This window comes from Bacillus cereus group sp. MS39, from assembly GCF_040448665.1.
Lineage (GTDB): Bacteria > Bacillota > Bacilli > Bacillales > Bacillaceae_G > Bacillus_A > Bacillus_A wiedmannii.
Window position 1 is genome coordinate 2,684,569 of sequence record NZ_CP123058.1, and the last position, 12,428, is coordinate 2,696,996.

Below are 12,428 nucleotides of genomic sequence, written 5' to 3' on the forward strand. Positions count from 1 at the left end.
AGGTTTCCATCATTGTAGATATAAGAGTTTTTGAAATAGCGAAAGGCAAGACGATGAACCTATTTACAAAATGACGAGAAAATGACAAAACTGTAAGAATGCACGAATGTTTGTAAGAAAGTTCGATGTTTTCCTTTTTCTTTTTTTATTAAAGTAAAAAAGAAGAAAGCGATGTCATAAAAAGTTGATATTTTTAGATGAGTACAATAACCAAAACTATTCATGTAATAAAAGTATATGGCAATCAGTAAAACACTTTACTAAAAAGGAGGGATTTGAAATGTCTTTTTCTCAATTCAATATTGATATTTTTCGAGCAATTAATGATTTAGGTAAACAATATTCATTCCTAAACTCAACCATGGTATTTTTGGCAGAATATATGGTATATATTTTAGCTTTAATTATTTTAGCTTATTGGTTTACTGGGGCTAGAAAAAGTAGGGTGATGGTTATTCAAGCGATGATTGCTTTTGTGATTGCTGAGGTGATCGGAAAAATAGCAGGGAAATTTCATCTGAATTATCAACCGTTTGCAGCATTGCCTGATGTTAATAAACTTATCGACCATACTGTAGATAATTCATTTCCTAGTGACCATACAATTCTCTTCTTTTCGATTTGTTTTTCGTTTTGGCTTGTTCGTAAAAAAACTGGATGGTTATGGCTTATACTTGCATTTTGTGTAGCGATTTCTCGTATTTGGGTAGGGGTTCATTATCCATTTGATGTTGCAGTAGGGGCTTTAATAGGATGTATTTCAGCGGTATTTTCGTATTGGTTAGTACCAAAATTATCTTTTATTAGGCAATTACTTACTCAATATGAAAGAGTAGAGAAACATGTTTTACCATCTAAAAACAAATCAAAGCAATTTTGAGTATACAAGTATGTGAGTCTTTTGTATTAACAAATGGCATTACTTTAAATCGTCTTGGAGGTCATTTTAAAGGAGGAACAGTTTTACACTGGAAAGGTGGAAATCATATTAAAAGTATTTTGTAAACAAGAGTGATATCATTTAATTGGTTGCCGACTGTCATTAGGTTAGTTTTCATGTACAGTTATCCAAACCTGATTCCACTTCTTGCTAGTAAAGTAAGAGAGATTATAATGTTTTTCATCGAGTCGTGTCAGAGCATGCTAACCTTGCTGTTCAGAATTCAGCAGATCGATACATAAAAGCACTGCAGGGAGCACTTTTTAACACATGAGATGTTTCAATATTACTTGTAGACATCCTTAAGAAATTAAAATTAATAGATAAGTTTAGAGCATGTTATTATCATCTTTTTAATACATGCTCTTTTTATTTAATTACTGACACTTACAAGTCATCAACAATCTTTATGTTGAAAAATCTTAGTGTACGAAATTCGCGTTTTGTTGGTACTACCCCATCGCTATCAAGCTAAGCTTATGCAAAGTCAATTTTGAGCGAGATTGTTTCTTTTTTCTAAAGGGCAAGTGTAGATGATTGAAAGATTTGCATACGAAATAAACCCTAACGGGTTTCACTTTTTTGAATTAAGCGGCTTGATTATCAGACATGGTACAATTGTAAACGACACCTAATATATCAAAGACCGTTTTTTTCTCGTATCGATGAGATTTCCGCCCGTTTTGCTGTAGGAGATTGAATAGGCGAAGTAACACCTTTGATAGCTCTTGGGTGTTTTTTTGTATAGTTTGGAATAGAAGAAGAAAATAGTCTTTAATCATATATATGGCTTTATACTCACTAAGCTCTCGTTTTTTCTTCATGAGGAGCAATTGGCGCATTTGAAACATGATAGAAGAACAGAGTAGAATGGCAATCAATTGACCATATAAATGGCACTCCAATCGTTCTGGTTTTATCTTTTTACAATGATGAATTTGAAAGAATGACTTCCACGTTTTAAATAAAATTTCGATTTGCCAACGCAAAGAATACCAGTCATGTACCTGTCCCATCGGGACAATATCTGTAGGGGTGTTTGTCATATATACATTGATACCACTGAGTCGTTTACTACGAGGAGAATACTTCATTCCTTTCTTTTTTTCTCTTACAGTTTGATCTTGTAATCGTTTTTGTTGTTGTACTTTTGTTAGTCGATGAACAATCACACGAGTTGGTACTTTATCCATCATTCCTACATAAGCATCGGATATTTCACATGTTTGTCCTGGCTGAAGAGAGTTCATTAAGAACTCCATATCTATCTGGATATACTCTGTACCTTTCTTGATTCTTCCATCTTGAAAATAATCAGGGGTGGGATTTTTTTGATAAATACGTGTATTTGATTTAATACGAGAGATATAGTAAGCCTTTTTATCTTGTATATGTTGAAGATCTTTCAAGTGAAAATAACCTAAATCTCGGATACATAAATCATTCGCTGTCAAAGTTGGGGTACACAGAGAACCATAGGTTCGATCATGTTGTTTACCTGGACCCGTATGAATATGTAGGAACTGTCCACTTAATAAATCATACTCAAGCTGAATCTTCACCCCCGCTGTATGGCTGCATCCTCCTGCACCTGGATAAACAGATGAAAATACATCGGGAAGTTGAAATGCAGTTGAATCCAAAATACGAATACGCTTGAAAACAGAAGTGTATGGAGCAGAAATCGGCATAGATGCGGCCAATTTTTTGCTTAGTAGTTCGGCTAGTAGGTGTTGTAAAAGTTGGACGGCCGCCTTATTAAACCGTTGATTCAGTCCCTCAGGACTGATGAGTACTTCTGTTGATGCTTCTAAACAGCTAGATAACTGAGTTAAAGAAGTCATAGCTACATTTTGGCTCACCCATACACATAAAGCTACTAAATCTTTTGCTTGGTACTTACTGGTTCGTTGTACAAAACCAACATCTCTAGCAAGATCCCGTAAGGTATTTGGAGATAAAAAACTTTGAATCTCTTGAGCAAATAGTTGTAATTCGTCAGACACAGAAACAGACATAAAAAACGCCATCCTTTCTTATAATTCTACAGAAAGGATAACGTCTTTTTTTCTTTACGGGTAGTGTAAGACCTTAGCTTGATAGCGATGTATTGGTACTCCTTATAGACAAAATAAAAAAGAAAAGCTTGTGTTATAATCAATCATCGTCATCATTATCACGATCGAAACACTGAGTGAACGAATCATCTGGACATTCCCCAGGGATCGGTTCACACGGGTTAAAGTTTTGATTATCGAGAACTTCGTATGGTCTCATCATATCATGGTCTTCGTGTTCAAGGATGTGGCAGTGCCACGGGTAGATTCCTATAAATGGCCCAAAACGCGCAATGATACGGGTGACCTCCCCAGGATTGGCACGAACGGTATCTTTCCAACCCATCTCGCTTGGATCGGGTGGTTGTGGCGGTCCAACTATAAGGTCAGGACCATTTGGATCACCAGTAAACGTAGCACGATTCAAAATTTGAAAAGTAACAAGGTGCAAATGAATAGGGTGAGTGTCCGGTGTAGTATTGTAAAGCTCCCAAATCTCTATCGTCCCATTATATGGGGTTTCTGTAAGGGGCATTTGATTCCAATCTAGGTTATTTAATAAAAGTTTTAAACGCCCGAATTCATCGGTAGTTTCAACTAAGAGGTTTTTTCGTACGATTACAGCATCATTAGGATCCAAGTGTTCTAAGCAACTTAACTTTTTTGGAATTTTACTGTTGTCAGGTTTGTGCAATTTTTGTTTGACACAAAATTCCATAATTTGTGTCAGGTCTGAAGAAGGTGGGGCACCGTTAGGGAATGGAGCTGGTGCGTCATTTGTTAAGATAATACTTTGACCTTTATGGTTTGAAAAATCGATAATAACATCGACACGTTCAGCTGGTGCAAGGATGATTTCGGATACGATGATTGGTTTTTCCAAAAGTCCTCCTTCTGTGCCAATTTGGACAAAATTTTGTCCAGAACTCAACTTTATACGATAAAAACGAGCGTTAGAGCCATTAAGGATGCGGAACCGGTATTTCCGTGGCTCGACTACAAGATAAGGCCATACTTTTCCATTGACTAGGATGGTGTTTCCAAAAAATTCTGGTACAACTGATGGATTTGGTAATGTTGGATCTATTGGTGGAGGTGGTTGTGGCGCTGGAGGTGGCTCATGTCCTGGTTGAGTTGGATAGAACAGTTCACCATTAGGATAAAATGAACGATCTTGTATGACTAGTGGAATTTCAAACTTTCCATTTGGTAAGTTCAATTCTTCCTCTTTCTTATCTCGAAGGAGATAGAACCCTGCAAGTCCTGCATAAACGTTCAAACGAGTGATTCCAAGGGCATGGTCATGATACCATAGAGTCGCAGGTCGTTGACAGTTTGGATAATAGTAAACTTCATGCACGAATTTCGGGCCAACATTTTCAAAGTTTCGTGTAAACCATGCTTCTGGATATCCGTCATTTTCCGGTCTAACCCGACCTTCATGCAAATGTACAACTGTCCTAACAGAAGGTTTGTCTGGTTCTGCGCCATGAATAGTTCGATCTACGGGTAGCAGATGTTCAAAAGGTAATTCATTTTTCCATTTGACTAAAATAGGGTGATTTCTTCGTGCTTCGAATGTAGAACCAGGGTACATACCGTTGTAACCCCAAACGGTAGTTGGCGGCAAATCACGATGTAACTTCTGTTCGACTTGCTTCATAGTTACCTCATAGAACGGAATGTTATCACACCTATCTTTCGCTTTTAAGACAGGTGGAATAGGTAATGCATCTACAAACTTCTCTAAAGACATATGTCTGCCTCCTTTTTAAATAATCAGAATATCGCTTCACCTTATATTTTTATACCTAATCATCTTATGTGAAAAGAAACTTGAACAGAACTTACACTAAGAAAATGTAATGCATCGTTCTTTATATAATGAAAAAATGAATTTAATTCTCATAAATAAATGTAGAGAGAAAAAAATTCGTTTTGGGTGCAACCTGTTCTGTTAGGTTGATGGGCATGGGGTATCACCACATGCCCATCAACTTAAGAATTCCAAATTACCCCAAAACAAAAAAATGAGCTTTTTTGCTACAAGTTAGCACAAAATTTCGTTTTTGGGGTAGTTTTATTTTCTTAGCTTGATTTCGATGAGCGGTACCCCATAAAGGACCCTGATACATAATTGATGTTCTGCCATTTGTAGAAAACAATCCACTTATACCATTTTAACAAGAAGAAATATCTCGTCCATGTTGTAATATTGGCTTACGTTAAGCTTGTGAAAAAATCATATTCATGTATAATACAATTGATGTATGATACAATAGTTGTAGGAGGGTGACCTTTTTGAAAAGAGAAGATGCCTTAAAACTAAGAACAGATATTAAGAAAATGATTATAATAACTGGGGTTTTTGAATCTCAAAATTTGCCCAATGGACCATTTGAAAAACCTTTACCAACTTCTCAAATGATGGCGTTAGAAGAACTAGAGGTGGAAAAATTAACTGTTTGGCAACTATCCAATAAACTTAGATTAGAGACTTCAACTGTAAGTAGATTGGTAGATAAGTTAGTAAAAAAAGGGCTTATTTATCGTGAAGTAAATGAAAAAAATAGAAGAGAACTTTTTCTGCACCTCACAGAAAATGGTCACATAACTGTTAATTGCTTAAGAGAGCAATCCATTACATTTTATCAAAGTATTCTCAATAATTTATCAGAATCAGAACAAAAAATAGTTGTGGATGGTTTTGAATTATTTATTGATTCTATTTCTAAGCCTTTTGATTAGAGTGAGGTAAATCATAACATTTGGAGGATAAAATGAGTTTGGATTTTGAACGTCCTATTATTGAATTAAAAGAGAAATTTGATGAATTAAAGAAAATTATGAAAGAAAATAATGTAGATTTATCGTCAGAAATTCATGTATTAGAAAAACGTTTAAATCAAATGCAAGATAAAATTTATTCTAATATTACATCTTTTCAACGAGTTCAAATTGCAAGGCTACGTAACCGGCCCACGACATTGGACTATATACCTTTATTGTTTACAAACTTTTTCGAACTTCATGGTGATCGATTATATGGTGATGATAAAGCAATGATAGGTGGTATTGCAAAATTTAAAGGGATGCCCGTTACGGTTATTGGTCATCAAAGAGGTAGAAATACAAAGGAAAGTATAGAAAGAAATTTTGGAATGGCACATCCAGAAGGTTATAGAAAAGCGCTAAGACTTATGAAACAAGCTGATAAATTTAATCGCCCTATTATTACATTTATTGATACAATAGGCGCCTATCCAGGGAAAGGGTCTGAAGAACGTGGAATTTCTGAAGCGATAGCTCGAAATCTATTTGAAATGGCTACACTTAAAGTGCCAATTGTTTGTATTGTAATTGGAGAGGCATCAAGTGGTGGAGCTCTTGGCATTAGTGTCGGTAACCATATCCATATGTTAGAGTATTCATGGTACTCGGTAATTTCGCCAGAAGGAGCAGCATCTATCCTATGGAAGGACGCTAAGTATGCTCCAGAAGCTGCTGAACATATGAAAATTTCAGCAAAAGATTTAAAACATTTAGGAATTATTGATGAAATCATTCCTGAAATTAAAGGTGGAGCACAAAATGATATAAAATCACAGGCAAAAATGATTGAATCTGTAATCGAATCATCTCTAAAAAAATTGATACTATTATCCTCGGAAGAGCTTATACAACAGCGATATGAAAAGTATAGACAAATAGAGAATTATAAATGAAAGTATTTAAAGTCCGTATTATATTTCGGAGGATTCTCGTAAAAAAATTCTAAATATTTTGTAAGTAACCTCTTAAACTGGGATATGCTGATACTATTACTCTACAAAAGATGTGTGATCGGTATGGAAACGGAAAATTTGTTCAAATGGAAGCATTATCAGCAAGGTATTATTTTGTTAACTGTACGTTGGTACGGTACAACTTAATTTTTCGTGATTTAGTAGAAATGATGAGGAACCAGGATTATCCTACCATTATGCTAGAAATATATATGTTATATTTTCTTTTCCACTACCTGTGCACCAGAACCAAAAAATACGCTATTCTTTCTGTAGAATCATAGGAAAGGATGGCGTTTTTGTATGTATCTATCAATTTCTGACGAATTATAATTATTCGCTGAAGAATTATATGAACATCTTACTCCTTCATTTTTGGAAAATCTCGCTAGAGAGCTAGGTTTTGTAAAACGAAAACGTAAATTTTCAGGGTATGATTTAGCTACTATATGTGTCTGGATTAGTCAACGAGTAGCGAGTGATTCATTAGTCCGATTGTGTAGTCAGCTACATGCATCAACAGGAACTCTTATGAGTCCTGAAGGACTAAATAAGCGCTTTAATAAAAAGGCAGTGTTCTTTTTGAAACATATTTTCTCCACATTATTAAAAAATAAAGTTTGTGGAGGTACACCTTTGAAAATGACGTGATTTCTATGAGAATCATTAACAATCCCCATATAGATATTTAAATAGGCTCTCTATATTTAACGTATAAAAATTACACATTAAATATATTTTTTATGTTACATACATTAATTTAAGCTTAATTTCTCTTTTTTTATAAGCTCCTTAAACGGACTAACTTCTTACCAATCTTCAAAAACGCTTACGTTTTTAAATTTGTGTTCTAGTTTTTCTTCAACAGATAAATACATAACTACACATAAACTCCTTATATCTCTAGATAAACTACCGATTAGCTCCATATAGACTCTAGATAACCTATATAGAATACAAGTTATCAAGGAGGTAAGAGAAAATGAATTTTATGAAACGAGCAATTCTCAGTATGAAAAAAAGGATAGGAACATCATTAATTTTGATAGCAGTTTTTCTGATTGTTACAAATTTGGTTCTTTCAGGGTTCACAATCCAAAATGCATCAAAAAAAGCAGCGGATGCTGCAAGAAAAAAACTAGGTGCAGATGTTACTTTAGGTCTTGATTTTGATAAATTAGGTCAACAAGCTCGTGAAACTGGAGAGATGCCTAATCCACCGAAGCTTAACACAAAAGAAGCATATCAATTAGCGAAGTCAAAATATGTAAAAGACTATAATTACATAGGCAATACTTTCGGAATTTCTGATGGGCTTAAACTAGTAGGAGCTTCAGAAGGAGAAGATGAAGGAAAAGGTAAAGTGGGAATGGCGGCTGTACGAGGCGGTTCAGGCTCTGGTACAGAAATAGATATGAATGCTTCTTTTATGATTGAGGGAGTCCGCAAGACAGCTTTACAAGAAAGCTTTAAAAACGGAAAAAGTAAAATCATTGATGGAAAACCAATTACAGAACAGATGAAAGATCAGAATGTAGCTTTAATGGAAAAACGATTAGCGGAATTAAACAATTTGAAAGTAGGAGACAAAGTTACAGTGCAATCAGGGGATAAAAAGGAAACCCTTGAGGTTGAAATTATCGGTATTTACGAAACGAATGAGCAAGCAATGGGGCAACAGGCTCCTCCTATAATGGATCCAGCTAATAAACTATATATGCCGCATTCAACTATGAAAAAATTAGAAGTAGATCAAGGTATAAGTAGTGTTCAAGTCGTGTATTTCTTGAATGATCCACAATACATTGATGCATTTAAAAAAGAAGCAAAAAAATCTAATATTGATTTTAATTATTATAAATTAGATGCACATGATTCATTGTACAAACAAATGATTGGTCCTATCGAGAATATCTCTTCGACTTCTCAAATGATTATTTATATTGTATCGATTGCTGGTGCGATTATTTTAGGATTAATCATTATGCTATCAATTAAAGGACGTCGTAAGGAAATGGGGATTCTGTTATCTATTGGAGAGAAAAAGTGGAAACTGATGGCGCAGTTCGTAATAGAAGTAGTATGTGTCGCTATTTTAGCATTTGGATTATCCGTAACAACTGGAGCTAAAGTTTCTCAATATATCGGGGATCATTTACTTTCGAGTGAAATTGCTTCAGCGAGCGAAGAAACAGACACTACGCGAAATGGTACTGTAATGATGTCTGGACCTGGTGGTACTTTACAAAACCAAAAAGAAGATCCAATTGATAAAATTGATGTAAGTGTAACAGGAGAAGATGTAGGAAAAATGGGGGGGATTGGACTAGCTATTGCTATAATAGCAACGCTTCTTCCGGCATTATCTATTCTACGTTTAAATCCAAAACAAATTCTTTTAAAAGATGAATAAGGAGGCTTAATATGGAAACGATTTTACAATTTAAAAACTTGGATTATTATTATGAAAGTAATGGGAAAAATGTAGCGATACTAGATAATGTCAACTTTTCTTTTCAAAAAGGTCATTTTTATACAATTTTAGGACCATCCGGATCTGGAAAAACCACAACTCTAAGCTTAGGTTGTGGACTGGATGTCCCCAAAAATGGTTATGTACTGTATAATGGGAAAGATATTCGAAAAATTGGTTTGGATCGATACCGTAATCAAAATGTATCTGTAATTTTCCAATCTTATAATTTGATTACCTATATGACTGCTCTTCAAAATGTCCTAACAGCAATGGAAATTACAGGTGTCAAAGTGAAAAATAAGACGGTAAGGGCATTAGAATTATTAGAGAAAGTGGGACTCACAGAAATAGAAGCGAAACGAAACGTCTTGCAACTAAGTGGTGGGCAACAACAACGTGTAGCAATTGCTCGAGCGTTATCTTGTAATGTTGATTTACTTATTGCGGATGAGCCAACAGGAAACCTCGACGAAGAAACGGCCATGGATATAATAGAACTGTTTCAAGAACTTGCACATAAAGAAAATAAATGTATTATTGTTGTGACGCATTCACAGGAAGTTGCTAGAAAATCAGATCGTGCAGTGTATTTAAGTAATAAGAAGTTGGTCGTAAACGAAATCTAATATAAACATCGTAGTTTTTCAATTCACATAATTTTCGAAATTCATCACTTTCAAAAGCTTATATTTGATTTATAATAAAACCAAGCCATAATCAAAATGGTCTCCCTGTATTGAATGTTAAGATAGTTTGTTGTTCCCGTTGTAACAATATTTGAAAAAGAACTTGTAGGATATTCTACAGGTTCTTTTTATTAATTGGTTACTTATATCATGGGGTAATTACACATAAAAAACGGGACATTACCTAGATATATGATCTAAATACTATCCCGTTTAATTATTTATCTACATAGTTATTGAAGAATTAAACCTACTATCATAAATAAACTACATACTATCATCCAACCAAACGCACAATAGCCGAAAATTCTAATCCATTTAGGTAATTGATTCATGTTAACTTTATTTGAGGGAACTCCTTGCATAGAAAACATCATTTTTTGATCTCTATCCCTATTATTTTGTTGTTCATACATAGCGTCATCACCTTTCCTGAACTATAGTGTTTATAGTATACGAGCCTGAAGAAAATTATGCACAGAATAGAAGGGGATAGCTTACATCTTATGTGGTGAATTTTATAAATAAAGACGTTTAATTAGTCATGGCTCTAAGCACTAATCCTTTATAAATACTGAAAAAGAGCCCTACTTAAATAGGACTCTTTTTCTTCAAGTATTAACTTGCTGGATGTGCATCAGAACCAAGATAACGTTCTTTTAGACTTTGAACATGATGAAGCTCATGGCCAGCAATGATGTATGCTAATGCACGTACTGTAACTTCAGAATTGTTCGCATATCCTCTTTGTAACCAAGCTTCTTTATCTAAGATTCTAAGTAAATACAGGGTAGATTGGCGAACAACTATTAAATTCTCAAGAAGAACTTGCATAGATTGCTTATCAAAAGCAGCTCTAAGAACATACATATCATCGTTATAGCCTGGAAGTTCTGCTGTCTCGCCTCGAGCAATAGATAGCAATCGATACGCCATAATTCGTTCTGTATCCGCTATATGACCGAGTACTTCTTTTATACTCCATTTAGTAGGACCATACCGAAAAAGTCCCTCACTATCAGAAATTCCCTTTAATAAAAGATTCGTTTTCTTCATTTGTTGTTCTAAAATATGTATGATATTTCCGTCTGATACCAAGTTAATATACGTTGCATAATAGGAGTTATATTCACTTATCTTTGGTCTTATTTGCATACGAATCATCCTTTATATTTAATTTTTACATATAGCTTATCATAAAAGAGTTCCAAATTAATCTGAAAGTTTGATTTCACATTAAAAAGAAACAAGAATGAATTTGCAATGCGTATGTGTAAACACCTAAATTAGTTTGATATACAAATAGAGCCCCATATGAATAGGACCCTATTTCTCATTTTCTCTATATAGCTAAAGATTTTTTGGGGGTTTTTAAGTATTTTGTAAGTTTTCATAATAAATCGAAAGAGCTTGATTTCACATTAAATAACAAACATGAATAGGAATTTACATTTAATTCGCAGGGTACTTCTCATTTACAAGATCTTCAATGTTATTTGCTTCTTTAATTTCTTTTGATGATAACCAATTTGTATTTCTTGTTCCAGACTTATTTTTTAAATTGATGTCAAAGTTTTTCGTATTTAGTTCTTCTTTAAGGATTGTGGTTACTTTGATTAAATCCTCAATTAAAGGGGGATTATTTTCAAATATAGTATTGGTCGTATTAATAACTAAAGTCACTATATATTTTCGATATTTTTCATCATCCGAACTTGAATACGTAATACCTTCAATTGAAAATCGATCGTTTTGCATTTCATGTAATTTTTCTTCTACTTTGGTCTGCGTTCTAATCCAATTTTTCCAGTATTCGTTTATTGGGTCCTTCATTGTGGATTTCATTGTTTGTAACAGTTCTTCTTTTGTTGTTACTCTTTGTACATTTTTAAAAGGTCCACCTAAAGATTTACCAGTATGATCTTTAATTTCTAGTTCTGTTATCTTTTTATTATTCTTCTGAATCAGTTGAAATAGGGCATATAAACGATCTAATTCTACGGAATCCAATTGGCTAAAGTCAATCTCGTTACTCATTTGCAAAGTTAATAGCAACTCATCTGTTGGGCTTCCTTCTTCTGGATTTTGATTATCCAACATATATTGCAGAACATTTTCATTTTCATTTTCCACGTACCCTAACTTTTTCATTTCTTCTAGAGTTGGTTGGAATTTCTGATATGCCTCATATGTTTTTTTTCCATATTTGTATTCATCACCTACTATATATGAATAGAGGAGGCCTTGTACCTTTACTCGAAATTTGAAATTTTTGTTATTTTTTTCTTGCACAGTATGGTAGGTATTACCACCATTATTTTCATTTATCGAGCTCCAATCTGTTACCACAATATCGATACCGTGTTTTTCTTTTATATATTCTTGTACCTCAGATTCATTTTCTTGATTACAACCACTTAAAAATATGAAATATACGACTAGTAATATTACATTTTTTATGCTTTTCATATAAGCACTCCCTAC

The 12,428-nt window shown here is 34.0% G+C and carries 10 protein-coding genes and 3 pseudogenes; 8 read left to right on the forward strand and 5 right to left on the reverse strand.

Features of this window, described 5'->3' with window-relative positions; translation table 11 throughout:
* Positions 1-280: 280 nt before the first annotated feature.
* Both QEP67_RS14240 and QEP67_RS14245 read left to right on the forward strand, forming a co-directional pair.
* On the forward strand, positions 281-880 hold the full coding sequence (locus tag QEP67_RS14240; protein WP_000010594.1) for an undecaprenyl-diphosphatase: 600 nt from the start codon (positions 281-283) through the stop codon (positions 878-880).
* Between the two features lie 14 nt (positions 881-894).
* Positions 895-1,214 (forward strand): annotated as a pseudogene (locus tag QEP67_RS14245) (hypothetical protein); the annotation flags it as partial.
* A gap of 313 nt (positions 1,215-1,527) precedes the next feature.
* Here the strand turns inward: QEP67_RS14245 and QEP67_RS14250 are convergent.
* Entirely contained in the window at positions 1,528-2,958 is a 1,431-nt protein-coding gene (locus QEP67_RS14250; RefSeq protein WP_151035438.1) for an IS4 family transposase, read from the reverse strand.
* 139 nt (positions 2,959-3,097) lie between these two features.
* The gene (locus tag QEP67_RS14255; protein ID WP_353706621.1) at positions 3,098-4,753 is read right to left on the reverse strand and encodes a multicopper oxidase; all 1,656 of its coding nucleotides are present in this window, start codon (positions 4,751-4,753) and stop codon (positions 3,098-3,100) included.
* 545 nt (positions 4,754-5,298) lie between these two features.
* On the opposite strand from QEP67_RS14255, the gene QEP67_RS14260 reads away from it, so the two are divergent.
* The 6 genes and pseudogenes from QEP67_RS14260 (at position 5,299) to QEP67_RS14285 (ending at position 9,884) form a co-directional block, all read left to right on the forward strand.
* Positions 5,299-5,745 (forward strand): MarR family transcriptional regulator, encoded by a 447-nt coding sequence (locus QEP67_RS14260; RefSeq protein ID WP_000817665.1) that lies wholly within the window; start codon positions 5,299-5,301, stop codon positions 5,743-5,745.
* Between the two features lie 32 nt (positions 5,746-5,777).
* Positions 5,778-6,722, forward strand: coding sequence for an acetyl-CoA carboxylase carboxyltransferase subunit alpha (locus tag QEP67_RS14265; protein ID WP_000050729.1), 945 nt, complete (start codon positions 5,778-5,780; stop codon positions 6,720-6,722).
* Positions 6,723-6,845: 123 nt separating this feature from the next.
* Positions 6,846-6,955, forward strand: a pseudogene (locus QEP67_RS14270) (IS6 family transposase); the annotation flags it as partial.
* A gap of 130 nt (positions 6,956-7,085) precedes the next feature.
* Positions 7,086-7,406 (forward strand): annotated as a pseudogene (locus QEP67_RS14275) (IS4 family transposase); the annotation flags it as partial.
* Between the two features lie 358 nt (positions 7,407-7,764).
* Positions 7,765-9,195, forward strand: a complete 1,431-nt coding sequence (locus tag QEP67_RS14280; RefSeq protein WP_001010209.1) for an ABC transporter permease — start codon at positions 7,765-7,767, stop codon at positions 9,193-9,195.
* A gap of 11 nt (positions 9,196-9,206) precedes the next feature.
* Positions 9,207-9,884, forward strand: a complete 678-nt coding sequence (locus QEP67_RS14285) for an ABC transporter ATP-binding protein (RefSeq protein WP_000447848.1) — start codon at positions 9,207-9,209, stop codon at positions 9,882-9,884.
* Between the two features lie 293 nt (positions 9,885-10,177).
* On the opposite strand, the gene QEP67_RS14290 is transcribed toward QEP67_RS14285, so the two are convergent.
* The 3 genes from QEP67_RS14290 to QEP67_RS14300 all read right to left on the reverse strand — a co-directional run bounded on the left by QEP67_RS14290 (position 10,178) and on the right by QEP67_RS14300 (position 12,413).
* Complete coding sequence (locus QEP67_RS14290) at positions 10,178-10,360, reverse strand: hypothetical protein (RefSeq protein ID WP_000273231.1); 183 nt, start codon at positions 10,358-10,360, stop codon at positions 10,178-10,180.
* Positions 10,361-10,562: 202 nt separating this feature from the next.
* Complete coding sequence (locus QEP67_RS14295) at positions 10,563-11,099, reverse strand: DinB family protein (protein ID WP_048566319.1); 537 nt, start codon at positions 11,097-11,099, stop codon at positions 10,563-10,565.
* A gap of 297 nt (positions 11,100-11,396) precedes the next feature.
* The gene (locus QEP67_RS14300; RefSeq protein WP_048566320.1) at positions 11,397-12,413 is read right to left on the reverse strand and encodes a hypothetical protein; all 1,017 of its coding nucleotides are present in this window, start codon (positions 12,411-12,413) and stop codon (positions 11,397-11,399) included.
* Positions 12,414-12,428: the final 15 nt, after the last annotated feature.

Excerpts from the sequence above, each read along its gene's own strand:
- QEP67_RS14285 (WP_000447848.1), top strand. The coding sequence starts at position 9,207 with ATGGAAACGATTTTACAATTTAAAAACTTGGATTATTATTATGAAAGT.
- QEP67_RS14250 (WP_151035438.1), bottom strand. The coding sequence starts at position 2,958 with ATGTCTGTTTCTGTGTCTGACGAATTACAACTATTTGCTCAAGAGATT.
- QEP67_RS14265 (WP_000050729.1), top strand. The coding sequence starts at position 5,778 with ATGAGTTTGGATTTTGAACGTCCTATTATTGAATTAAAAGAGAAATTT.
- QEP67_RS14240 (WP_000010594.1), top strand. The coding sequence starts at position 281 with ATGTCTTTTTCTCAATTCAATATTGATATTTTTCGAGCAATTAATGAT.
- QEP67_RS14295 (WP_048566319.1), bottom strand. The coding sequence starts at position 11,099 with ATGCAAATAAGACCAAAGATAAGTGAATATAACTCCTATTATGCAACG.
- QEP67_RS14255 (WP_353706621.1), bottom strand. The coding sequence starts at position 4,753 with ATGTCTTTAGAGAAGTTTGTAGATGCATTACCTATTCCACCTGTCTTA.
- QEP67_RS14280 (WP_001010209.1), top strand. The coding sequence starts at position 7,765 with ATGAATTTTATGAAACGAGCAATTCTCAGTATGAAAAAAAGGATAGGA.
- QEP67_RS14300 (WP_048566320.1), bottom strand. The coding sequence starts at position 12,413 with ATGAAAAGCATAAAAAATGTAATATTACTAGTCGTATATTTCATATTT.
- QEP67_RS14290 (WP_000273231.1), bottom strand. The coding sequence starts at position 10,360 with ATGTATGAACAACAAAATAATAGGGATAGAGATCAAAAAATGATGTTT.